The sequence below is a fragment of the Echinicola strongylocentroti genome (assembly GCF_003260975.1).
Classification (GTDB): Bacteria; Bacteroidota; Bacteroidia; order Cytophagales; family Cyclobacteriaceae; genus Echinicola; species Echinicola strongylocentroti.
In genome coordinates, this window is record NZ_CP030041.1 from 5,946,250 (window position 1) to 5,972,785 (window position 26,536).

A 26,536-nucleotide genomic window follows, 5' to 3' on the forward strand; every position below is an offset into this window, starting at 1 on the left:
CCACTTTACACCTAGTATGATGCAGGATACTTTTTGATTTTATAGTGATTATTATTGTTATAGACGGTGTATAATCTATAGAAATAGGAAAAATCCTTTATTTAATTGATTGATAGAGGGTGGGTCCCTAGTGTCTGTTTCGTAAGGGGATCCTGCTGCTTCCAAACATTATAGAGTACTGGATCTATCATAACCTGAGATTGATTTAAAAACTCAGTGCTAGTGGTTCCGCAGCATAGCTGTCGGAAAAGCGGTTCCCTGTACATCTACTGCCTTCGAATGAAGGATTGGTAATTCATTTTATAGTACTCGAAACCTACTAAATATCAAGGCCAAAGAATTAGGAAAAGTCCAACCTAATAGTAGGAGCAATTGATACCAAAGCAAAAATTGCCAAGTCGTTTGTGTTTGCTGAGCCCAGAGCAGATCACATTATAGTAAAAATCAATAAACCAATTTAACCGAATCGATGATTATGAAAACAAAATGGAATGTAAATGTTTTTGCCTTAGCCATTATGGCATTTAGCACGGTCTCTTCATGTATTCAGGAGGATACTCCTTCGGTGCAGGAAAGTGACGAAGTGGAATTACTAACGACTACCGCAGCATCTTATAAAGGGTGGAACCCCACTTGGGCCAATCTGATCGGCAATGAGCCAAGGGCAACAACTAATGCGGAGCAGTCTGCATTGAGGGACAAAGTGGCCAATGGGACCATTGATACAAGAGGGACACTGGTAGATGTTCCCAATACCACTATTGAGACCACAGGAACAGGTAGTCGATCAGTGATGCCGGATAGCGATATGAGATGGCATAATCCGCTTAATTCTAATGCTACTGACCCCAATGAGAGTACCCGTTGGTATCAGAAAGATGGGAATACGCAGGTGTTCAGGGTTATTCCAGGAGACCAAAACTGGCAAAATAGTAGAGTGGGGGCTGCCCGAAGTGAAGCCTTTGCCCCTAATCTAGGTATCCGGCGGGATGATAATAAAGTGATGACATTCTCTGCCCGATACCACGTAGCAGCTCATAACGGAGCTAAAGATGTCAAGATCTTTCAGTCCAAAGCAACCGCCGCCAATGGGTTTGACCCTGCTTGGGGAGTGGCCCTTCATGTTACCGCTGCTGGTGATATTGATATTATTAAAAGAGGTGTTACATGGCCCCAAAATGAAAGGATTTCTACTGGAAAGACGATCGGGCAGAGTTTTAATCTACGGGTAACCGACGATGGGTTCAATTATAAGGTCTTCATTGATAATGTAGAAAAAGCTTCCGGTACTTGGGATCGGGCAAACTTGAAGTCTGTATGCCGTTGGGGAGCTTATGTTCAAGGAGGAAGTGATGGGATTTTGCCTGGAAGCGTCAGCAATCCGGAGATTGTTTACATAAGTGGAGCCAGGGTGACACTTACGAATTAACAAGGGATATCAGCAAGCACAACACTTGGTTGGTAAGCCATCACCTTTGAGGTGATGGCTTTTTGGGGTTAAACAGGAAAAAGCAATAGGGGATTTCAGGATCACCAATTATAGAAATCTTGGATCAAGCGGAAAAGCTGGGGGCTTATAGAACGCTGAGGACGCAGATGATTAAGATTTGCGCTGATTTTTTTCAAGAATCAATAGGGATAAAAAATTCAAGGAAGTATGTCCAAAATTATTCCCCCAGAAATATTGCTTGGCCCAAAATCTTCGCCAAAACCTAGTATGAGGCAGGATAGACCTTCACGTTAAATTGGCTAATATTGATTTATAATATTTGGTCATGGAATAAAAAGGGAAATGAATGGATCAATGAAAGTGGCTTTTGTTATAGGGTTTTCAAAATCACCTTTCCTATTTCTGTGTAGCCCTGAGTAATTTATTGATCGAATTATTAAATAATAATGCCATTTTGTATTGACAAAATTCTGCGTTTATTATTAATGGTAATTGGGTTATGGCGTCCATCAGATAGTGTTTGGTGGACGCCTTTTTTAGATTTAAACCGGCTTGTGCATACTCTGGTTTAATTATATGAAATAATCGACATATTCCACCAATTTCCTATTCTTGGAAGATGTGCTGTTTATAGGTGGTTAGCGCCCTCTTAGGCTTCCGTGATCCAGGTAAGTAACTTAAAAAAAATCCTGTTGTATGATGATGATAAGATTTCTACTGTTTTTATTTATTGGCTGCATCCCTTCTCATCTGGTTGCGCAGTCGCTGGAGTTTTCTGCCCTTACTTGTGAGTCACAGGTAAACCCAATAAGCATAGAAGCTGGCCAACCTTCATTTAGTTGGATGATGAATGCAAGTGGCTTTGATAGGGAACAGACTGCTTATCAGATTTTGGTGGCCTCAGATAGTGCCTCTCTTTTTGTCGGGAATGGAGATATATGGAATTCTGGAAAGGTTTCGTCTAGCAATTCAGTGGACATATCCTACAAGGGGGACAGCTTGGTGCCAAAACAAAAATACTGGTGGAAAGTCCGGATATGGGACGAAAGTGGCAAAGTGACCAATTGGTCTATGATCCAGCGTTTCCAGATGGGACTGATGGGCACTCAAGAGTGGGGAGGTTCCAAATGGATTAGTCTAAGAGAAGACACAAGAACATCCCAATACCGGTTCAGAGGTTATAAAACCGGAGCTATGACAGCGCCGATACAGGTCACCAGCCATGCTGCTGGGTATTTTAGAAAAGAATTTCAAAATTCAAAGAACATAAAAGACGCACAAGCTTATGTATGTGGCCTTGGGTATTATGAATTATTTGTCAATGGAGAAAAAACAGGAGACCATGTTTTGGATCCAGCTCCATCCAATTATGACCAGCAAGCCTATTATGTGGTATATGATATTTCTGATAAGTTAAAAAATGGCAAGAATGCTTTTGGAATCATATTAGGGAATGGTTTTTATGGACAAAATATATCTTGGAAGAATGACCCAGAGTCGGAGAGGGACTTATCCTATGGCACTCCTGCTGTCAGGCTCATGGTTGATATTACTTATGATGATGGGAGTAAGGAGACATTGATCAGTGATGGTAGTTGGAAAGAATCTACAGGGCCTATAGTTTTTGATAATATTTATGGGGGAGATACCTATGACGCTCGGTACGAGTTAGGTGACTGGTCGCAAGTCGGCTATAATGATAGTGAATGGCAACAGACCAAGGAGGTGCGACCAGCAGTAACTAAAATCAGTGCACAGCAAATTCCTCCAATTAAAAAATTAAGATCATTCAAGCCAGAGCGTGTTTTTAAAGCGAGCAGTGGTGACTGGATAGTCGATTTTGGACAAAATATCGCAGGATGGATACACCTGACAGTGGATGAAAAGGAGGGAACCGTTATCGAAAGTATAGCTACTGAGGCATTGACCCAGGATGGAACAGCGATTTTTCCGGGCTCTACAGGAGGAGGTGCCAATGGCATGAAGCAAATGTACCGGTACATTTGCAAGGGAGGAGGCAAGGAAAGTTGGGAGCCGAAATTCAGCTATCATGGCTTCCGTTATGTACAAGTGTCGGGTCTTACCTCGAAGCCAAATGCCGAGACGATCCAAGCCGTGATGGTCGCAACGGACATAGAGAATAAGGGCTACTTCAGCAGCTCAGATCTGCTGCTTAACAAAATGCACGAGGTAAGTAAATGGACCATCGAAGGGAATATCCATGGTATACCTGAAGACTGTCCTCATCGAGAGAAATGCGGCTGGCTGGGGGATGCCCATGCATTTTGTGAATATGCGCTCTATAATTACGAGATGAACAATTTTTATGAAAAATACATGGAGGATATCCGTACCCAAATGCGTCCGGTCAAAGGAGGAAATAAAACTGAGAAGACCTTTCTGGCGCCTACAATGATCGCACCAGGTAGGCGCACCTCTTCGATTGCCAAGCTGGATTGGGGAGTGGCCACGATGTATCTTCCATGGTATAATTACGTCTATTACGGTGATAGTGCCATGGTTAAGGAATATTACGAAGAAATGAAGGTGCTGACCAATTACTACCTTACTTTCAAAGATGAGAATGGAGTGGTACAAAATGGAATGGGAGACTGGTGTCCACCACGATGGGACAGGCGACAAAATCCCGATGCCATGGAGTGTCCTCCATTGGTCTCCGCCAACGCCTATTTTTATGATGTGTTGGGAATAATGGAAAGGTTTGCCAAAATTACCAATGATGATATTTACCGAAGTGAAATAGCAAGGGAGCAGGAGGAAATAAAGAGAGCATTTAATTCCCAGTTTCTGGAAGCGGTCCCCGGGACAGCTCACAAATGGTACGGCAGTCAAACAGCTACCGTGATGGCCTTGCAGTTTGGGATGGTGCCGGAAAGTGAAATTTCTGCCGTTGTAAATGGGCTTGTGCACGACATTACTGTTGGAAAGAACGGGCACCATAGTACAGGCATTCATGGCAACAGGTATATTTATACGGTGCTGAGCAAGTATGGACATGAGGATTTGGCATATGAAATATTGACCACCCCTACATTTCCAAGTCAGGCCTATATTCTGAACTACGGTTTTACGACCTGGCCGGAACGACAATTTGAATGGGAAAAAATGGCCGGATTGACCAATTCTCTCAACCATCCCATGCACAGTGGTTTTGCGGCTTACTTCTTTGAATCTTTGGGAGGCGTAAAATCATCCTATGATGCACCGGGCTATAAGAGATTTGTGGTAAACCCCGTATTTCCAGCTACCCTTACCCGCACAGAAGTGGTGATTCCGACTCGATACGGTGATATCCGAAACTACTGGAAGAGAGAAGAGGGGGATGTTACAATGTGGTTGACCGTTCCCTTCAATACCAAGGCCTTACTCAAACTGACGGAAGAAGAATTGGCCACATTTACGATCAATGGCCAAACTGGAGAAGAATTTCTCCAGGAGCACGAGGAAGCATATTCGAGTAATCAGGAATTGGTTCTTGGGTCTGGCTCCTATAAAGTGGCCTACAAACATATAAAATAGGGAGATGGGTGCTTGCCTTTTAATTCAACGCGGTTTATGCACCTTATGCAGTTGGCCTTCTTTACTTATCTGTTCAGAAGGATACAGGATGCATTTACGAAGAAAATACCCTAAACTTGAAAAGCAGTAATTTGGTTTTGAAACATAACCCAGCTGTACCATTTGGCTAAATGATAATTTAACCCTTAACCCAGTCTGACCTATGAAAGGAATATCTTTCTACTTTACTATTCTTTATTGTTCCATTGTGTTGATGTTTAACCTTGGATGTTCAGAAGCTAAATTGGCCAGTGAACCAGTATCGTTACGTGTTTCAGAAAACTTTACATCACCTTTGGGGTTTTATGATTCCAAGCCGACATTTTCGTGGAACCTACCTACTTCTAATAATGGATTACAGCAAACAGCTTATCAAATTGTGGCAGGAAGTGATCCGGACTTGCTACCAGAAAAAGCTGACTTTTGGAATTCTGAAAAAGTAACCAGCTCCCAGTCTGCCTGGATAAAATACAGTGGAACTGCGTTGGGTTCTCGACAACGGGTGTATTGGCAGGTTAGGTATTGGGATCAAGAAGGGCAACCTTCTGAGTGGAGTAAAACAGAGAGTTTTGAATTGGGTTTATTGGACAATTCGGATTGGTCAGCCAAATGGATAGGGTTACCGACAGCGGAAGAGGAAGTGACAGGTGAGTATGGAGATATGGTTCATAGGCCCCAATATCTTCGCAAGGACTTTGATATCCCCTCTGATGTGACTCAAGCGAGGCTATATATTACGGCAAAAGGCGTATTTGATGTACATCTAAATGCCAAGGATATCAGCGATGACGTGATGCCTCCTGGCTGGACGCCTTATGATGAACGTATAGAAACCATCACATATGATGTGACCGATTTATTGTCCCAAGGGCCTAACACTATTGGGGTGGAACTCGCCCCCGGGTGGCACTCCGGCAGGTTGGGGTGGCAAAAATCCAATTGGAGTGAAACGCCATCACCAAAAGTCCTTTGCCAATTGGAAATGATCCACTCAGATGGAAGCAAATCGCTACTGATTACCGACCATAGTTGGAAGGCAACCACCGATGGCCCCATAAGAAGGGCGAGTATTTATGATGGGGAGCTTTACGATGCGAGGAAGGAGCTGGAGGGATGGACAAGTAATGGATATGAGGACAGTGATTGGAGTAAGGTGCTGGTGGAGGACATTGATCCTTTGGTGGATTTACAGCCGAAGAGGCACCACACCGTAAAGCCCAAAATACACCTGGAAGCTAAAAAGGTAGAAATGACCGATGGGGAGGCTGTTTTTGATTTGGAGCAAAACATGGTAGGAGTATCCCGGTTACAGGTTCCCATGAAAAAGGGTGATACACTTAAAGTGCGCTTTTCCGAAATGCTTAGTCCTGATGGGACATTTTATACGGATAATTACCGTAGTGCACTGTCTACCGATTATTATATTGCCGATAAGACGGGAGTGATCGATTGGATGCCCAAATTTACCTTTCACGGCTTTCGCTATGTAGCCTTGAGCGGATATGACTTGGGCAAGACCCCCACTGAGGATTGGGTGACGGGAGTAGTCCAATACTCTGATTTTGATCAGAACGGGAGCTTTTCATCTTCACACGAAAAACTCAATCAACTGCAAAGTAATATCCAATGGGGGCTTAGAGGAAACTTTTTTGATGTCCCTACCGATTGCCCCCAAAGGGACGAACGGTTAGGTTGGACGGGAGATGCCCAGGTTTTTGGCCCCACTTCCTTGTTCAATGCTGAGGTATATTCCTTTTGGGCGAGTTGGCTCCAAAGCGTCCGTGAGTCCCAATATAAAAATGGCGGTATCCCTTTTGTGGTTCCTGATGTCCTTCAAAATAACAAGGTGAGCTCTGGCTGGGGAGATGCATGTACGATAATCCCTTGGGAACTGTACCGGTACACTGGAGATAGGGCCATATTGGAGGATAATTATGAGATGATGAAAAAGTGGGTACACCATCATAAAGAGAGTACCACTGATTTAATTTCGCACATGAACTCATTTGCCGATTGGCTTCAGCCATTTCCCGAAACAGGAAATACCCGTGGGGATACTTCACCAAAACTAATCGGCACGGCATTTTTTGGGTATTCAGCCAAGCTGACTGCGCTGACAGCAGAAGTTCTCGGCAGAGAGCGTGAAGCCAAGGAATATTGGGATTTATATAATGCAGTAGCCACTGCATTTGATCAGCAATTCTTTAATGCTGATGGAGAAGTGACTGGTGTAGAACCCACACAAACGGCTTATTTGCTTGCCTTGGCCTTTGACCTGATACCTGATAACAAAAGGGCCAAAGCAGGAGAACATTTGGTGGCAAAAATCAATGAGGCGGACAACCATCTTCGGACAGGCTTTTTGGGTACACCATTATTGGCCAAGGTATTGGATCAGTTGGGACACCCTGAGTTGATGTACACCTTGCTTTTTAAGGAAACATACCCCTCTTGGTTCTATTCTATTAACCAAGGAGCTACCACTATTTGGGAACGATGGAACAGTTACAGCAAAACAGACGGCTTTAACCCCCAGCGAATGAACAGCCTTAATCATTATGCCTACGGCGCAATAGGGCAGTGGATGTATGAAAGGATTGCGGGGATCGCACCGATAGAGGCCGGGTATAAGAAGATCCGGATAGCACCATTTCCCCATGAGCCACTTACTACAGCCAAGGCGTCTGTAAATACTACTTATGGAGAGGTGAAAAGTTCGTGGCAAATAGAAGGAAACCTGTTTGTCCTAAAAACGACGGTTCCTCAAAATACCACCGCCAGCATAGAGTTGCCCACGACAAGTATGGAGACGGTTATGGTGAACGATGAACCTGTAAAGAATAACTACACCGTCAGGGGAACAGGAAAAGGTAAAACGTTGAGTTTTGAAGTGGAGCCAGGGACTTATCATATTAAGTGCCAATTGGACCGATAGGCTTTTTAACCCGGATTATGCGTTAGGAATCGTAGTGAGAGCTGAAATTGCAAGAAAATCAGTTAGTTTGGAGGCATTAGCGTAGCACCGCTACGGTAATGCCGAAAACTAAAGTGAAACGGCTGATTTTGAAGCAGTTTAAGGTCGCAACACCTGTGCGCCGTGGCGTAGATAGGCTAATGCATATTCCGGGTTTAACTGGTTGTTGGTAAATAATTAGTAGAGATAGATTAGTTAATCAAATCAATCATAAACCAAATGAATAAAGTAGAAGCGTTAGGTATATTGGGACTTGTGCTAGTAATAGCTTGTTTTACATCCTGCAAAGGGGAGAAAACCAACTCGGACATGAAGACATCAGGTCAAAAGAATCCGAATATAGTTTTGATACTTTCCGATGATCAAGCTTGGACAGATTATGGATTTATGGGGCATGAGCATATCGAAACGCCAAATATAGATAGGTTGGCAGAAGAGAGCCATACCTTTACGAGAGGCTATGTCCCTACATCATTATGCTCTCCCTCCTTGGCTTCCTTGATTACGGGGCTTTATCCTCAGCAAAATGGAATATTGGGAAATGATAGGATATTGCCTACGGATGACCCCTCCAAGAAGAAAGAAGTCCGAGGAGAAAACTTCAAGCCTTTAATCAAGCAATTTGAGAAGTTCGAAACGTTGCCAGATCTATTAAAACCTAAAGGTTACCTGTCATTTCAGACAGGCAAATGGTGGATTGGAAATTATAAAAATGGTGGGTTTGACAAGGGCATGACCCATGGTGATATATCCCGGGGCGGAAGGCACGGTGATGAAGGCCTGAAAATAGGCAGGAATGGCATGGATCCGGTTTTTAAGTATATTGATGAAGCGGTAGAAAAGAAAAAGCCGTTTTTTATGTGGTATGCTCCGATGATGCCCCACGGCCCCCACACTCCTCCCGATAGTCTTTACCAAAAATACCTAAAGAAAACACCTTCTAAATATGTGGCAAAATACTGGGCCATGTGCGAATGGTTTGATATCACCTGTGGACAGCTAATGGATTATGTAGATAATAAAGGCCTTACCGACAATACCATATTTATCTATGTCTGTGATAATGGCTGGGTTCAAAACGAAGACAACGCTAGCTATGATAAGGTATCCAAAAGAGCACCTTATGATTTGGGAATGAGGACTCCGATTATGATCAAATGGCAAGGACAAATAAAACCATTAATGGATACTTCATCCATCGTAAGCAGCATCGATATTGTCCCTACTGTCTTAAGTCTTTTGGATTTAGAAAAAACCGAGAAAATGGAAGGCATTGACTTTTTGGACCAACAAGCCTTGGATAATCGGGAAACAATATACGGTGAAATCTATGACCACGATTTTTATAGTACCGAGGAAGACCTGTTTTATAATATTGTGTACCAAAAACCGTATAAGCTAATCGTACCCAATAAGAAGAACAAACCAAATGAAAAGATTGAACTTTACGATATTTTCCAAGATCCATATGAGGAAAATGAAATAAGTGAAGCCCACCCTCAGCTAGTGGAGACATTGACAAAGAAGGCCATCGAGTTTAGAAACTAAGCACCTACTTATGGGGGCAACTTCAATTAGTTAAGGAAAAAACATATGATACGGAAAGCATTTAAAATGAAGGTCTATCCTGATCAATTGGAAGAATACAAGCGCAGGCATAATCCGATCTGGACGGAGCTAAAAGACACATTGAAAAATCATGGGGTTAGCAACTACAGCATCTTTTATGACAAAGAAACCAACTCCTTGTTTGGGTACGCTGAGGTATCCTCTAATAAGCAGTGGGAGGAAATTGCCAATACACCGATATGCAGGCAATGGTGGGATCATATGAGCGAGCTTATGGAAACCAATGCTGACAACAGCCCCGTTTCAATAGATCTTCAGGAGGTCTTTTATATGTCATAGCGAACACAGCAACAGTGTAGGTGAGAGATCGTTGTTCCGACAGCTTTGCTGCGGAACCACTAGCGTTGAGTTTTTAACTCAAAACCACTTATTCCTTTCCGTGCTGGTGTCCAGCACTTATGGCATTGCTAGGATGCTTTATCCACTTTCTATTTCCAAGCTAAAGCTCCTAGCGGAGCATCCCTGCTTCGCAATACGAAACAGGATAGTTTTCAAGAGACTATGAAGTAGTTTTGATATTCTAAGGTTTAACCATTATAAAGCATTTAACATAATGAGCACAGCAGAACGTACTTTTAAGCATGTCAACTACCTCTGGGACGAGCAAAAAGCCCAAGAACTAGAAGGAGACGAGGTAGCCCTTTTGATCTACCGTTCCAATATCCTTGGATCGGATCTCCGCATCACCAATTACGGTGGGGGGAACACGAGTTGCAAGACCACGGAAGTCGATCCCTTGACCAAGGAAGAGACAGAGGTAATGTGGGTAAAGGGCTCCGGTGGGGACATCGGCACCCTGAAGAGAAGTGGGCTTGCCGGTCTGTACATGGAGAAGCTGCATTCGCTGAAGAATGTGTACAGGGGCTTGGAGTTTGAAGACGAGATGGTAGGTTTGTTCAACCACTGCATCTATGACCTGGACTCCAAGGCACCTTCCATTGATACGCCCTTGCATGCATTCCTGCCGTTCAGGCACATCGACCACCTGCATCCTGATGCGGCCATTGCGATTGCTGCTTCCAAGGACGGAGAGAAGATTACCCAAGAGCTTTTCGAAGGACAGATTGCGTGGGTGCCCTGGCAGCGCCCAGGATTTGACCTGGCCCTGCAATTGGAAAAAGCCCTGAACGACAATCCCGGTATCCGTGGCATCATGTTGGGCGGCCATGGACTGTTCACCTGGGGCGATACGGCCTATGAGTGCTATATCAACAGCCTTGAGATCATCGACAAGGCCTCTGAGTACCTGGAGGAGAACTATGGCAAGGACCGTCCGGTATTCGGTGGCCAAAAGCTGGAGTCCTTGGCCCCTGAACAGCGTAAAGAGCAGGCTTCCATTATCGCCCCCGTGCTAAGGGGACTGGCTTCCGGGTACAACAGAATGGTCGGCCATTTCACCGACGATGAGCGCGTACTCCAGTTTGCCAACAGCCATGACCTGGAAAAGCTGGCACCGCTGGGAACGAGCTGTCCCGACCACTTCCTGAGGACAAAGATCAGGCCTTTGGTACTGGATTTTCCTGCTGATATTGACCTGGGCAACGCAGAAGAGATCAAGGAAAAGCTGGACAGGGATTTCGAAGAGTACAGGGCGTACTATAAAAAATATTACGAGGACCATAAGCGGGACAACAGTCCGGCCATGCGAGACCCGAATCCCGTGGTGATCATTTGGCCAGGCGTGGGGATGTTCTCCTATGCCAAAAACAAGCAGACCGCACGTGTGGCCAGCGAATTTTACATCAACGCCATCAACGTAATGCGCGGGGCGGAAGCTGTTTCCGAGTATGTGGCCCTGCCGCTCCAGGAGGCTTTTGATATTGAGTACTGGTTGCTGGAAGAAGCAAAGCTCCAGCGTATGCCCAAGGAACAACCACTTTCCAGAAAAGTGGCATTGGTGACCGGTGGTGCAGGCGGTATCGGCAAGGCGATTGCCGACAAGCTGGCCGGTGAAGGTGCCTGCGTATTCATCACGGACATCAACCAGGACCGTCTGGACGAGGCTGTAGGGACTTATTCCAAAGATGTCGGTGGCGGTGCAGTGATGGACGTGACCAAGGGTGACGACATCGTAAAGGCCTATAAGGAAGCTGCCCTGAAGTTTGGTGGTGTGGACATCATCATCAACTGTGCCGGGCTGGCGATTTCCAAGCCGATCGAGCAGACCTCCGAGAAAGACTGGGACCTGCTACAGGATATTCTGGTAAAGGGACAGTTTGCCGTATCCAAGGCGGGAGTGGAAACCCTGAGGGCACAGAACCTTGGCGGTGACATTATCAATATAGCCAGTAAAAATGCCCTGGTATCCGGTCCCAACAATGTAGGTTATGGTACTGCCAAAGCCGCCCAGGTGCACATGAGCCGTCTTCTGGCCGCTGAGCTTGGCAAGGACAAGATCCGCGTAAACGTGGTGAACCCCGATGCCGTGATCGAAGGAAGCAAGATCTGGGAAGGCGAATGGGCAAAAGGAAGGGCCAAAGCCTATGGCATCACCGTGGAAGAGCTGCCGGCCTTCTATGCAAAAAGAACGATCCTGAACGAGATCATCGGTGTGGATGACATCGCCAATGGTGTCTTTGCCTTTGTGGGCGGTCACCTGAGCAAGTGTACAGGTAATATTCTGAATGTAGATGGCGGAGTGGCCGCTGCTTTTGTGAGATAATTATGCGAATGGACAAGCAAGGAATAAATGAAATGAACGATCAGGCTCTCCCGGACCACCGGGAGGGTCTTGATCATTTGAATAGCGTACTGGGAAAGAAGGGCATCGATGTCAATGCCCTTGTGGGAAAGCTAAAGGAATTCCAGGTGGCCGTGCCCAGCTGGGCACTGGGCACCGGAGGCACACGTTTCGGGAGGTTTCCCGGAGGCGGTGAGCCGGGCACCCTGGAGGACAAGATTGCCGATGTGGGGCTGTTGCACCAGTTGAGCCAATCTGCGGGAGCGATCTCGCTGCACATTCCCTGGGATATCCCCAAGGATGTGAAGGCCATTAAGGAACTGGCCGCTTCGCACGGGCTGATCTTCGACGCGGTGAACTCCAATACCTTTCAGGACCAGCCTGACCAGGAGCTTTCCTATAAGTTCGGGTCGCTTTGCCATGCGGACAGGGCGGTCAGAAAACAGGCCGTGGACCATAACCTTGAAGTGATCAGGTATGGTGATGCCCTCGGCTCCAAGTCGCTGACCGTTTGGTTGGCGGACGGATCGTCATTCCCGGGACAGCTGAACTTCAAGAAGGCTTTCCGGCGTACCCTGGAATCGCTTCAGGAAATCTATGCGGGCATGCCTTCCGACTGGAAGATGTTTGTGGAATACAAGCCCTATGAGCCGAATTTCTACTCTACGGTGATCCAGGACTGGGGCACCTCCCATATGCTGGCCGATAAGTTGGGCGACCGTGCCTACAGCTTGGTGGACCTTGGCCACCACCTGCCCAATACCAATATCGAGCAGATCGTGGCGACGCTGATGATGGAGGGCAAGCTGGGCGGCTTCCACTTCAACGATTCCAAGTACGGCGATGATGACGTGACCGTTGGCTCGCTGAAGCCCTACCAGTTGTTTTTGATCTTCAACGAACTGGTGGACGGCATGGAAGACCCTACATCGGACAATCCCTATCCGGCCTGGATGATCGATGCCAGCCATAACCTGAAGGATCCGTTGGAGGACCTGCTGCAATCACTGGAAGCGATCAAACTGGCCTATGCACAGGCACTGTTGGTGGACCGTGTGGCACTGGAAGAGGCAAGGGAAAACAATGATCCTTCCCTGGCACAGGAAATCCTTCAGGCAGCCTACCGTACGGATGTCCGCCCACTGTTGGCGGAAGCCAGGTTACAGGCAGGAGGGGCACTGGATCCGATAGGTACTTATCGAAGGCTCAATGTCCGGAAGGAACTGATCGCCCAGCGTGGCGAGAAGGTGATCTCCACGGGACTGTAACAGGGCCGTCATAGCTTTGCCTTGGGCCCTTACCATAACATCAATACAATCATTACAGCAACTTCCGGCAATCCGTTCATTTCCTTTTTCACGGGTTTAATAGGTTTGAGAATTTTCTTCTGAAAAATTGAACTGGATTGCCGGTTTTGTATTACCAGCTTCCAACGTGAAGTCTAATTAACTTACCCCATGACGCCAATACCGGTAATTGCCATATTTGATATAGGAAAGACCAACAAGAAGTTCTTTTTGTTTGATGGGCACAGCAATGAGATCAAGCAGGAGTACAACAAGATCCCGCTGACAGCGGACGAGGATGGTTTTGAATGTGATGACCTGGCAGCATTGACGGATTGGATAAGGTCCAGTGTTGAGGGCATCTGCCGGTCACCGGACTATGAGCTCAAGGGGATCAATTTTTCCACTTATGGCGCGTCGTTTGTCCATATTGGCGAGGATGGCGAGCCGCTGACACCACTTTATAATTACCTGAAGGAAATCCCCCAAGAGGTGCTTGACGGGTTTTACCGGCGCTATCCCGAGGAGGCCAACAACCTGGAGACCGCTTCCCCTTCATTGGGCATGCTGAATTCCGGGCTGCAGCTGTACTGGCTGAAGAAGACGAGACCGGAACTGTTTGCCAAGATCAGACACTCCCTGCACTTCCCCCAGTACCTGAGCTATCTGTTTACGGGCAAGGCGGTGAGCGAGCCCACTTCCATCGGCTGCCATACACGTCTCTGGGACTTCCAAAAAGGCCAGTACCATGATTGGGTGAAGGCGGAAGGCATCGACCGGGTGCTCCCTGAGATCGTACCGACGGGCCAATTGTACACGGCAGCGATCTGTGGCCGGAAAGTGGATGTCGGTGTAGGTATCCACGACAGTTCCTCGGCGCTTGCCTCTTATCTGGTGCGGGTAAAGGAACCGTTCCTGTTGATCTCCACCGGCACCTGGAGCATTTCCCTCAACCCGTTTACCCAAGATCCACTGACACGGGAAGAACTCCACAATGACTGCCTGAATTTCCTCAGTATCGATGGCAATCCGGTGAAGGCATCCCGCTTTTTTATGGGCTACGAGTTCAATTACCAGATGGACCGGATCAACAGGCATTTTGACAAGCCCGACAAATATTACAAGACGGTACCTGCCGACCCGGCAATCATCCGGCAAATCAAGGACGGAAAGGTCCGCAATACGTTTTGTCCGGCGCATATCGCGGAGACACCATTGGTGAAGTCCCTTTACGGCGGCAATGAGTGGGAGCCCGGGGCATTTGACAGTTTTGAAGAGGCCTACCACCATTTGATCTGGGGGCTGACGCTGCTGCAGGTAGCGTCGCTCAAATTGGCAAGGGGGAATTCCGCTATCCATAAGGTCTTTGTCGACGACGGCTTTGTCCACAATGAGGTGTTCATGGAACTGCTGGGACACTACCTTCCGGACTGCGAGCTGGTGTTTTCGGACTTCCCACTGGGATCGGCCTACGGCGCGGCCCTGGTACTGGAGGCCAGCGAGAAGAAGATGGTGTAGAAGTCCGAAGACTTTGGGAAGTTATGGTCGCAAGTCTTTAGACTTGGACCAATTAAGCCCTGGTCCAAGTCTGAAGACTTGCGACCTCATACTTATGGAAGTCTTCAGACTTCCCTTTTTTTACCTTGTTTTAAAGAAAGAAGAATTCCATACAATATTACCTGTTTTTTGGACTTTTCAATGGGGAATAATGGCTTCATTGGAGATTAAATGAAGCATATGGTTACAATTAACTATTGTTTCATTCTATATGTTGAAAGGTTAATGTAACATAAATGAAAATCTTTAAAATCACGGTACTTCTTATGTGTTTTGCCGCACAGGCATTTGGTCAGATCGAAAAAGGGGCAAGAGATGATAATGGGCGACATGTGATCCCGCGAGGCTTTGTGGTCAACACCAATGATGCAATGGGTGAATTGTTTTACACCAAAGACGATTATTTGAGAATGGTCCGGATGGGTGCAAATTATCAGGTGATCCGGCTGGAATTGGGGAAGGTGAGTGGTTTTACAGGCTGTACAGTGGATTCTGAATATTTACAAAAACTGGATACATTGGTGGAGCTGGGGAAAGAGCACGGTATGAAGACCGTGTTTAAAATGACGGTATATGGTGTGAAAGGCTTCAGTTGGGAAGAGTTTTGGGAAAACAGAAACGATGAACACTTGACCTATATTGATGCATGGAAAAATATTTGGGAACGTTACCAAGATCAAGTAGCAGTAAAAGGGTATGACCTTGTAAACGAGCCAAGGAAGGAATCGATGGATATTTCGTATGAGGATTTGACCAATGACTATTTGGTTCCGCTCTACCAGAAGATTATCGACGAAGGCCAAAAATTCAACGCAGATAAGTTGATGTACTGCCAAGCTATTTTTATGAACAAAGGTGATGCCGTCAACCATAATCAATATGCTGAGATCACCGCAGCCATAAACCGTGAGAATGTAGTGTTTACCCCGCATATCTACCAAAACAAGAAAGAATGGATAAAACCTACTATGCTAAGATTTGAGCAAGAAGCAGCACTGCAAAAGGGGCCCATGCTCGTAGGGGAGTGGGGCTTTCCTACTTTCCAAACCACAGATTCCTCCGCCCATGAGCAGAGGAATTATATGGATTTTTATATCCATACGGTAAATATGTTTGACAGTTTAGGAGTGGGGTCGATAAAGGCTTGGTTTTCAGGCAACCGTAAGATGCAAAATTTTCTTCCTGGAGGGCCATCTACTTGGGCGATATTCAGTGATCCCAATGGTGTGGGAACGGTGGAGCGGAAATATATCACGGATATCATAGCCAGGCCTTATCCCCAAGCGATCGCAGGAAGTATCCGGTCATTTGGCTTTGATTTCGCCACTAGGACGTTGGCGGTGAAGATTACTTCAGACAATCAGAAAGGCCCTTCCCATATCTTCGTCGGGGCAAACAGACATTACCCTGATGGGTTTTCTGTTAGACTAGGAGATGAATTGACCCTGATTCAAAACCCACTGCATAACACAGGACTTGAGGTGGTTAAAAACGAAAATAATTGGGAAGTTGATGGTTTTATCTGGGATGAGGTACAACAACAACTCATCGTGTTGGATTGGCCACTGGACCATACGGATTTGGAGCTGAGGATCGAGCCAGGTGTTACCCGTTGATAATCTCCTTGGGCGGAATCTCTATTTTAAACTACAGCAAAAAAATAACAATATGCGCATCATATTAATAATTTTATCAGCAACCGTTTTCGTATCTATCGGTAAAGCCCATTCGCAGGTAAATGTCGCACACAATGGCTCTCTGGAGTGGGATTATGAAGAAAAAAACGGAATAGTTGCGGTCGAAGCAGAGCATTTCTATAAACAATCCAAAACAACAAAGAGAAAGTGGTATGCCATATCAGGCAAGCAGGCATCGGCACCTGCTATCCAAGGTAAAGAAAACCATGCTTCGGGAGCGAGCAACGAAACCTATATGGAGATTTTGCCTGATACAAGGACGGATCATTCGGACGAATTGGTTCATGGGGAGAATTTTTCCAATAAAGCCGGGGAAATAGGTGTACTACATTACCAAGTAAAGTTTAATACACCAGGTAGGTATTATGTATGGGTAAGGGCGTATTCGACTGGAAGCGAAGACAATGGGGTACATGTGGGCATTGATGGAGCGTGGCCTACGAGTGGCCAACGGATGCAATGGTGTGAAGGTAAGAATGGCTGGACTTGGGAAAGTAAGCAAAGAACCGAGGAAGAACACTGCGGGGTGCCCCATGAGATTTATCTGGATGTAGATAAAGCGGGTATGCATGAGATCCAGTTCAGCATGCGGGAAGATGGGTTTGAATTCGATAAGTTTATTTTGACCAAAGATGTGGACTATCAACCTACAGGAATAGGCCTTCCATCTACGGAAAAGCAAAGGGATCTTTCGAATGGTTCAACAAATCAGAACAGCAGGGAGCCATCGTATATTGCGAGGCTGTCCACTTCTTCAGCGGACAACAAGACATTTTTTGCCAAGGAATATGCAGTCGAAGGCTCAGGTTTTTATAAAGACAAGCATGGAGATTGGTTGGCCATAAATCCGGAAGAGGGTGAACGGGCAAAAATCTCGATGCCTTTTTATTTTTCTAGTGGAAAGTACGATATACTGTTTGTAGGAGTGGGAGAAAGCGATGGACAGCCCACGTATTCACTAAGGGTAAATGACCGCGACCTAGGGAGTTTTTCTTTTCCTCTTTCTGATAAAATGTTTGAGCAGGGGCCCACATATAACCATGTATGGGAAAATATTTCCTTAACCAAGGGTGATATCGTGACCGTTCAGGCCACTATAGCGAGTGCTGATGGAAAAGAGTGGGCGAGGGGAAGATGGTCAGGTATCGTATTTGCCCCTGCAGGACGAGGGAAGCTACTGCAAAGTAACATGGACAGTGACCAATACGGCAGAGATCCTATCAGTATATCGCCGCCAGTGGGGAGATTGGCTATTGTAGCAGATGGAAACTCACCGGATCCTGATGATTTGGGAGGTACGGCGGTTTCTTTGGCCTTATTGCAGGCATCGGGCCTGGCGGATCGCTTGGTCCATTACTCCCATAGTTGTGATTTGGTCAGAGGGGACCGGATTTCTGAGCGTGCAGAGAAAGAGCGGCATTCCCTGATGCAGGTAGCATGTGATGTGACGGCACGTCGTTGGGGAGGTTTTGATTCCTTGAAATTCCATGATGCGCTATGGGAGCAAGAGGAAACGGTCAACGACCTGGCCAGAGCCATAAATAATTCTTCGGCATCGGATCCTTTATGGATTGTGGAAGCTGGAGAACCTGATATAATTGGCTTGGCCTTGGATGCGTCCCTACCTGCTAAACATTCCTTTGTGAAGGTGGTCACCCATCACTCAGCAAATGATGATGCAGGTGATTTTTATACATGGCAAAATATACTTGATTTCGGCGTGGAAGAAGTGCGGATACCTGATCAGAATGTCCATCTTAAAGTAGCCTTGGAGGCTTGGGATTGGGCAAAAGATCACCACGATCCTAGGATACAATGGGTATGGCTAATGGGGAAAATTGCGGAAGTGGACGATGTGGTGAAATTCCAAAAAGGAAAATGGGACTGCTCAGATGCCGGAATGGTATTGTATTGGATTACAGGAGCCACATCAGGAGGAGTGGAACTGGGAACTGTAGAAGATGTAAAAAAATTGCTATTGGATTATATAGATAAGTGAATGGAGGCATGATAAAAGATGTTTCACTAAGGTGGAAATAGAAATCCTGTTTCCGAACGACTGCTTCCAAAACCCTTTGGAACGCAATACCTGTATGCGGTGGCGTAGCCAGGCTAATGCCTATTTCGGGTTTAAGTTGATTTTGGAGAACTTTTGGACGAAAACACCCTTTTTTTAGACGATTCTTTTCACGCTGCTGCTTTAATTTGGTTGAAATAAATTAACACAGTTACAATGAAAGTACAACAAACTATTTGTGGCTATTTTTGGTCGCTTCTGATCATGGTGCTTGTCATGGGGTGCCAGACTCATGGAAAAAATACGGAGAAACAATCCACTATTGACCAAAAGGTAGCAGAGCTGGTCAGTAGGATGACGTTGGCAGAAAAAGTAGCGGAGCTCACACAAGATGCTCCTCCAAATGAGCGTCTGGGTATTCCGATGATGCAGTACAGTGAGTGTCTCCATGGCTTATGGCTTCCTGGGGCGACGGTATATCCACAGGCGATAGCCTTGGGGTCTACTTGGGATCCGAAAACGATCAAAGAAATGACCACGGCGATTGCCAAAGAGGCCAGAGCGGCAAATCTTACCCATTGTTATTCTCCTAATTTGGATGTGATTACGGGTGATCCCCGTTATGGAAGGGTAGAAGAGTCTTATGGTGAGGATCCTTATTTGGTCTCTCGGATGGGAGTGGCTTTTATTGAAGGTTTACAAGGAACAGGTAGTGAAAAGTTTGATGAAAACCACATCCTAGCCACAGCAAAACACTTTGTTGCCTACCCCGAAAACCGCCGAGGAATCAACGGTGGGTTTAGTGATATTTCAAAAAGGAGGCTTTATGAGGTTCATCTTCCTCCATTCGAAGCAGCTGTAAAAGAAGCAGGAGTAGGGTGTATTATGCCCGGCCACCAAGATCTCAATGGTGTGCCTTGTCATATGAACACATGGTTGATACAAGATTTGCTTAGGGACCAATGGGGATTTGATGGATTTATCGTCTCGGACAATAATGATGTTTCAAGATTACACCATATGCATTATATCGCCAAATCTCGGGAGGAAGCAGCCGTAATGGGACTGCAGACTGGAGTAGATGTGGACTTGGTAATCGGTAAGGATCCTGCTAATGCAGCCTATATTATGGAGGTATTGGAAGATACGTTGACCAGTAATCCTGATTTGGTGAAGCACGTAGACAGAAGCGTATCACGAATATTGAAAATGAAATATAAACTTGGCCTATTTGACCAAGAGGATACCGATGAGGTAAAGGACGTGGTAAGTACACCAGAAAGCCAAGAGCTGGCGCTGGACATTGCCAAAAAGTCCGTAGTGCTGTTAAAGAACGACAATGACCTATTGCCTCTGGACATTGACAAGGTCAATTCTATAGCAGTAATCGGCCCAAATGCCCATGAAGAGGTGGCCAAAGGGAAAAAATATACGCTTCTCGGAGGGTATGCTGGTATACCGCCATATTATACTTCCGTGCTGGAAGGTATACGACAAAAGGTGGGAGACAAAGTGAAAATCAACTATGCGGAAGGCTGTAAACTTACGAGCAGTTCCAAGGCAGGGTTTGCAGAAGCCATCGAAGCAGCCAAGAAATCCGATGTAGTGATTTTGGCGGTTGGCGGCTCCACTGCCACCTGTGGAGAAGGCGGAGATCGTGCAGATTTGGATCTTTTTGGTGTCCAAAATGAACTTGTTGAGGCCATCCACAAAGTCGGAAAACCGGTGGTAGCGGTACTGATAAATGGCCGTCCACTTACGATAAACTATATAGCGGAAAACATTCCTTCTATTATCGAAAGCTGGTATCTAGGAATGCGTAGCGGGGATGCATTGGCTGATGTGGTCTTTGGGGACTATAATCCGGGAGGAAAACTTACCGTTTCTTTTCCTAGATCAGTGGGGCAGCTACCTGTAACTTATCTGGAGAGACCTGACTTTGTAGGGTCGGGAAAGGGACTGTATAAATTTACCGATAAATCCCCCTTGTTTCCATTTGGACATGGACTTAGTTATACCTCTTTTAGCTATAGCAATGTAAGGCTCGATAAGCGCCAAATCAAAGCTGGCGAAAAAGCCATCGTATCCGTAGATGTGACCAATACAGGCAGCAGGGCTGGTGATGAAGTGGTGCAAATGTACGTCAGAGATGATTTTGCCTCAGTAGGCCGATATAACAAAATGTTAAAGGGCTTTGAAAGGGTTCCGTTGCAAGCAGGTGAAACCAAAACCATCCAGTTTGAACTGAATCCTGAAAACCTGTCGATATATGATCAGAACATGGAAAAAATAGTGGAGCCTGGAGATTTTACCATTTCAGTTGGTGGCTCTAGTCTTGAAAAAGACCTTAGTGAAATCAAATTAGCAGTGTTGTAAATCAACTGATTTTCGTGCACTTTCAGCCCATCCCGATAGCTGTCTGGACAGGTCATAACGATTCCTAATGCATAAACCGGGATAAGCCGGGGTTAATTGATTCTACCATCACAAAGTGCTTAATCATAGCCTGAGTTGGGGCATAAATCGCTATCAATCCGTCATAGCAAGCTTCTCTGCTCCAAACAGGCCTGCTGGACTTCAGACAAGCCTATCTGGAGTGAAGCTAGGCAAGCCTGTCTTGGGTGGAGCCAGGCAAGCCTGTCCGGAGCCCATAGCCGTCAGGCTAATGTAAGTTGTTGGAAACCTATATCCTTATTGAAGTTTGGGCTCTTTACAAATGGCCTAGGGGGGGCAAATCCCCATTATCTCTGTTCGAGATTACAAATCTCGAACAGCTAAGTTAAACTGACGACTATGGTCCCGAGCCCGGCAGGCTCGCAGTGCTTGTTCTCCTTGGGCGATAGGCAAAAGGGAAATCATGAAGGTTTTGTCACCGACAGAAAAGAAGTACAGCTGTTTTAGGAGGGGCTTGTTCGTTGGTGGATAGTGGCTAATTGCTATATTTGCTATTACCAACAGATCAATAGTATTCCATTTGCTGCAATGGATAAATATACATTCGTTTGTTTTGTCAAATGAAAAGTTACTATTGGTAATGTGTTTCCCAAAAAAAATCACCTGAAATACCCCTGCTTCCAAAGACTGGGCCCTTGATCCAGAGAAGGTAAAAGGAGTAGTGGTAAAGAAAATATAAGAACGTGAAGTGCTATTTAAACCCAAGAGCGCCAAAAAAGATAATCACCGGAGTTGTTCCTCTCCATATAACTGTGAAAAAGCCTTCAATGGCGGTTTCATTGATTGGTCTGATAGTGTACTTTTTGATGATTGGAGCGGAGGTTAAATCCGCTTTAGGACAGGACCAAATCAATAATTTCAAGCATATTTCGACCTCTGATGGGTTTTCCCTAAACTCAGTTAACTCCATTGGCCAGGACCAAAAGGGACTCATCTGGTTTGGAACCCGAAACGGACTGATGAGGTACGATGGTAAGGAATTGAAGGTAATGCGCCGGGAAATAGGGGACACTGATAAGCTACGGATAAACGATATATACGCTATCCATGTGGATAGTGCCCGTGGGATATGGATGGGGACCAAAAGCGGCCTGAGCATTTTTGACCCCAAGAACCATTCCTCGATTGATTTTGAAGAGGAGACGTTGTCAGACATGGCGATCTCTTCGCGTTTTGTACACGATGTATTGCGAATAAGTGACCATGTGGTATGGATAGCTACCAAAAACGGCATCAATGTCCTAAATGAAAAAGAAAGAAAGGTTGCCTATTATTTGCATGATGAGACCAGACCTGAGACCATCAATTCAAGTTTTGTCAATTGCCTTTACCAATCCAGTAACGGAGCGATATGGGTAGGATCGCGATCTGGCCTCAACAAGCTGGAAGAGGTCCAGGGAGATGAACTTGTTTTTAGGGATTTTACCATAAAAGAGGGCAATAAGGAAAGTCCTTTTAGTGAAAATGTCAGCTCTATAAAGGAAGACCATAAAGGTAACTTGTGGATAGGGACACATCATGGACTTTTTTATTTTGATATTTCCACTGAAAAATTTGAAGCTTTTGGAGAAAGTTCCGGTCAGACACTGACCAATAATCTCGTTCAGGATTTGACTCTTGATAAGCACCATCGACTTTGGGTGGGGACCTATGATGGGTTAAATGTTATAGATAGCACACATACACTGATCAGGAAAATCAAACATGACCCCCAAAAGCCGGATGGTTTGACAGATAATTCTATCCGGTCCCTTTTTACGGATAGTCAGGGGGGAGTATGGATTGCGACCTATTATGGTGGTGTGAACTATTGGGATGATAAACAGTTGAACTTTGAGAATATAGAAGAGAGCAACGGAACGCAGTTAGGGTATAACGTGGTGAGCACGCTAGTGGAAGGAAGCAATAAGAATATCTATATTGGTACCGAAGGGGCAGGACTGACTGTGCTCAATCCAGAGGGGATGGAATTTCAAAAAATCAATGAACTGGGACCCGGAAATTATATTGGGTCTGTAAAGGATTTATTGTTTGAGAGCGACGATAAATTATGGATTGGGACATTTAGCAGGGGGCTGGTACTACTGGATCTAAATACGAGAGATTTTAAGGAATATCGTGGGACAACTGATTCGTTAGCGCCAAACACATTGACTACAGACCAATTATTGTCCCTGGAGGAGGCGCCTGATGGAAAACTTTGGATAGGAACCCTTAACAGGGGGCTGGATTTATTGGATACAAAGAAACAGTCCATTAGGAATTTTAACGCCGATGGTACGAAGTCCATGATAGCCAATAATAATGTAAGGGCCTTATTGCGCAGCTTAAAAAACGACTTGTACATAGGTACGGGTCAAGGTCTATGTAGATTAGATTATTCGAAGTATCAAGCGGGTGATTATGATTTTGAGTTTTTTGAAATGGCAGATGGGACCCCTGATGACCTCTATATTCATGATCTTTTCGAAGATTCTAATGGAGAAATATGGGTGGCTGCGCATAACTTTGGTCTATTTCGTGTAGAAGGAGATCAGTTATATCCTTCGGGGCTATCTGGGGTAAGCAGTATCTTTGCCATTTCTGAGGATTCAGAAGGGAGTTTATGGCTTAGCTCGGAAGAAGGCATAGTCACTTATGACCCGACCAATGGAGACCAACGGATATATAACCGGAACGATGGTGTACAGGCAAATGAGTATAATAGAGGCGCTAAGCTCCATGCATCTGATGGAAGGATGTTTTTTGGAGGTGCTTCTGGGGTGACTACTTTTCAGCCGAGTAATTTGGAAATAGAGAACAGTTATGCACCTCCAGTAGTCTTGACAGGACTAAGTATAGCTGATTATAAACTACAGGCCAATGACAGTACGGGGATTTTGCAAAAGTCCATCGAGTATACCGAGTCAGTGACCTTGGATTACGATCAGAATATCTTCACTATACAATTTGCAATGCCCAATTTCAGCAATGCAGATAAGAATACCTATATGTACCGACTGAAAGGCCTCGGGGAGCAATGGAGCACTACCTCTAATTCCTTTGTTACCTTTACCATTCAGCGGGGTGGTGATTATGTATTTGAAGTAAAAGGGATCAATAGCAACGGAATCGAAACTCCCATTACTACTAAACTTGAAGTTAAGGTAAAGAGTGCGCCGTGGTTGACAGTATGGGCATATTTACTTTATGCTGTCCTTTTGCTATCGGCATTGATTCTATTCATATATTTTTTTAAGTCCCGCTTGAACCTCCAGCACAAACTGGAAATGGAAACCCAAGAATTCCTTAATCAACAAGAACTTAACCAACGGAAATTACAGTTTTTCACTAATATTTCCCATGAATTCAGAACGCCCTTGACGTTGATATCCGGGCCGCTGGAAAAAATCATGGGTAATTATGAAGGGCCAAGTTCGGTTTTTAGGCAGTTACAGGTGATCAAAAAGAATACAGACCAGCTTTTTAAACTGATCAATGAACTGATGGACTTCAGGAAATTTGAGAGTAAGCAGATGAAATTGCAGGCAGCAGAAGGGGATATAGTAAAATTTGCCAATGAAATATTCCTTTCCTTTGCCCAGCAAGCCAAACTGAACAAGATCAAGTATACCTTTGATTCGGAATATGAAGAGATCAATGTGTTTTTTGATCGGGACAAATTGGAAAAAGTACTGTATAACTTGATATCCAATGCATTTAAATATACGCCATCAAAGGGAAAAATTAAAGTCACTGTAACCAGCGCCAATGGAAAGGTTTTGGTACTGGTAAAAGACAATGGTGTAGGCATTTCGCCTGATCATTTGGAGAAAATATTTGATAGGTTTTATGAAATCCCAAAATTGAAAAAGCGTGAAAAACTAATTTATGGCTCGGGGATAGGATTGGCTATTGCTAAAAATGTCATGGATTTGCATAAAGGGGAGTTAAAGGTAAATAGTGAAGAAGGAAAGGGAAGTACCTTCATCATGGAACTTAGGACAGGGAGAGAGCACCTAATGAATGATGAAATTATCGTATCCTTCAAAAACAGCGAAGACATCACACAATACACCGATGAATCGTCGGTATTGAATATTCAGGAGCAGGTGCGGTCGATCATAGAGGAGCATGATCCATCGGGAAATGAAGGGACTGTTCTAATTGTAGAAGACAATCCGGATATAGCCCAATTTATCCAAAGTGCCTTAATGGAGTATTATAAGGTGTCCTTAGCAGAAAACGGAGCCATTGGATTCCAAAAAGCCATCGCAGATCAACCAGACCTTATCATTAGTGATGTCATGATGCCAGTGATGGACGGTATTGAATTTTGTGCCAAGGTCAAAGGAGATCTTCGCACAAGCCATATTCCATTTATCCTGCTCACTGCCCGTACCTCTTTGGTGTATAAATATAATGGATTGGAGTCAGGAGCTGACGAATACCTGAGCAAGCCTTTTGAATTAAAGGAGCTACTGCTCAAATGCAAAAACATCATCACCACTCAGAAAAAACTCAAAGAAAAATTTGCGGAAACAGGGGAGTTTGCCGTAGTGGAAGCGACCGTAAACTCTAGGGATGAAGAGATGATGAACAGTGCTATCCAAATAATAAAGGAGAATTTAAAAAACGAATTTTTTGACATCCAGTATTTGTGTGAGGAATTAGGTATCAGTAGGTCCTTATTGTTTACAAAATTCAAAGCATGGACCAACCAAACTCCCAATGATTTTATCTTATCTATAAAAATGAAACAAGCAGCCACACTTATCGAACAGGGAAAGACCAATGTTTCGGAAGTCGGCTACCAAGTAGGGTTCAAAAATCCCAATTATTTCTCAAAGTCATTTAAGAAATACCATGGCCTGAGTCCAAAGGCTTACGCCCAACGCTTCAAAGCCAATTTGGGAATTGAATGATTTGATAAACTGGTGTGCCAAATACTAAGACTGCTACGGCTTCCATCCCTCAAATCTTTCCCTAAGCCCTGTTTGGCTTCAGACAGGCCTGCCTTCGGCTTCAGACAGGCTCGTAGTTCCTGTTCCGGCTACTGTACGGAGACGCTTTTATAATCGAATTGAGGTTTTTAGGTTTTATTCTCAATAAAATAACCCCTTCATGGTAATGTTTACCAAAAGTGCTTTAGATAATTGAGCTTGGTATTCTTTTAATGTATTTTAGAAAAAACGTCCAGATCACTCCATTACTGTCTACAATGTCGTTATTTG

At 45.0% G+C, this 26,536-nt stretch carries 12 protein-coding genes; all 12 read left to right on the forward strand.

The window, feature by feature from the left end; genetic code table 11:
• The first annotated feature begins 475 nt into the window (after positions 1-475).
• The 12 genes from DN752_RS23340 to DN752_RS23400 all read left to right on the forward strand — a co-directional run bounded on the left by DN752_RS23340 (position 476) and on the right by DN752_RS23400 (position 26,227).
• Positions 476-1,429: a hypothetical protein gene (locus DN752_RS23340; protein WP_112786209.1), complete on the forward strand. Its 954-nt coding sequence runs from the start codon at positions 476-478 to the stop codon at positions 1,427-1,429.
• Between the two features lie 717 nt (positions 1,430-2,146).
• Positions 2,147-4,990 (forward strand): family 78 glycoside hydrolase catalytic domain, encoded by a 2,844-nt coding sequence (locus DN752_RS23345; protein WP_112786210.1) that lies wholly within the window; start codon positions 2,147-2,149, stop codon positions 4,988-4,990.
• Positions 4,991-5,192: 202 nt separating this feature from the next.
• Positions 5,193-7,964 carry an alpha-L-rhamnosidase gene (locus DN752_RS23350; RefSeq protein WP_211324087.1) on the forward strand — a complete coding sequence of 924 codons (2,772 nt, stop codon included), beginning with the start codon at positions 5,193-5,195 and terminating at the stop codon, positions 7,962-7,964.
• Between the two features lie 258 nt (positions 7,965-8,222).
• The gene (locus tag DN752_RS23355; protein WP_112786212.1) at positions 8,223-9,551 is read left to right on the forward strand and encodes a sulfatase-like hydrolase/transferase; all 1,329 of its coding nucleotides are present in this window, start codon (positions 8,223-8,225) and stop codon (positions 9,549-9,551) included.
• Positions 9,552-9,596: 45 nt separating this feature from the next.
• The gene (rhaM, locus tag DN752_RS23360; RefSeq protein ID WP_112786213.1) at positions 9,597-9,911 is read left to right on the forward strand and encodes an L-rhamnose mutarotase; all 315 of its coding nucleotides are present in this window, start codon (positions 9,597-9,599) and stop codon (positions 9,909-9,911) included.
• Between the two features lie 274 nt (positions 9,912-10,185).
• Positions 10,186-12,294 (forward strand): bifunctional aldolase/short-chain dehydrogenase, encoded by a 2,109-nt coding sequence (locus DN752_RS23365; protein WP_112786214.1) that lies wholly within the window; start codon positions 10,186-10,188, stop codon positions 12,292-12,294.
• A gap of 2 nt (positions 12,295-12,296) precedes the next feature.
• On the forward strand, positions 12,297-13,580 hold the full coding sequence (locus DN752_RS23370; protein WP_112786215.1) for a TIM barrel protein: 1,284 nt from the start codon (positions 12,297-12,299) through the stop codon (positions 13,578-13,580).
• A gap of 189 nt (positions 13,581-13,769) precedes the next feature.
• A complete protein-coding gene (locus DN752_RS23375; RefSeq protein WP_112786216.1) occupies positions 13,770-15,116 on the forward strand; it encodes an FGGY-family carbohydrate kinase in 1,347 nt (448 codons plus the stop codon).
• 275 nt (positions 15,117-15,391) lie between these two features.
• A complete protein-coding gene (locus DN752_RS23380; protein WP_112786217.1) occupies positions 15,392-16,771 on the forward strand; it encodes a cellulase family glycosylhydrolase in 1,380 nt (459 codons plus the stop codon).
• A gap of 52 nt (positions 16,772-16,823) precedes the next feature.
• Positions 16,824-18,851, forward strand: a complete 2,028-nt coding sequence (locus DN752_RS24640; protein WP_162633340.1) for a hypothetical protein — start codon at positions 16,824-16,826, stop codon at positions 18,849-18,851.
• 234 nt (positions 18,852-19,085) lie between these two features.
• Complete coding sequence (locus tag DN752_RS23390; protein WP_112786218.1) at positions 19,086-21,245, forward strand: beta-xylosidase; 2,160 nt, start codon at positions 19,086-19,088, stop codon at positions 21,243-21,245.
• 830 nt (positions 21,246-22,075) lie between these two features.
• Positions 22,076-26,227: a hybrid sensor histidine kinase/response regulator transcription factor gene (locus tag DN752_RS23400; RefSeq protein ID WP_162633341.1), complete on the forward strand. Its 4,152-nt coding sequence runs from the start codon at positions 22,076-22,078 to the stop codon at positions 26,225-26,227.
• The last annotated feature ends 309 nt before the right edge of the window (positions 26,228-26,536 follow it).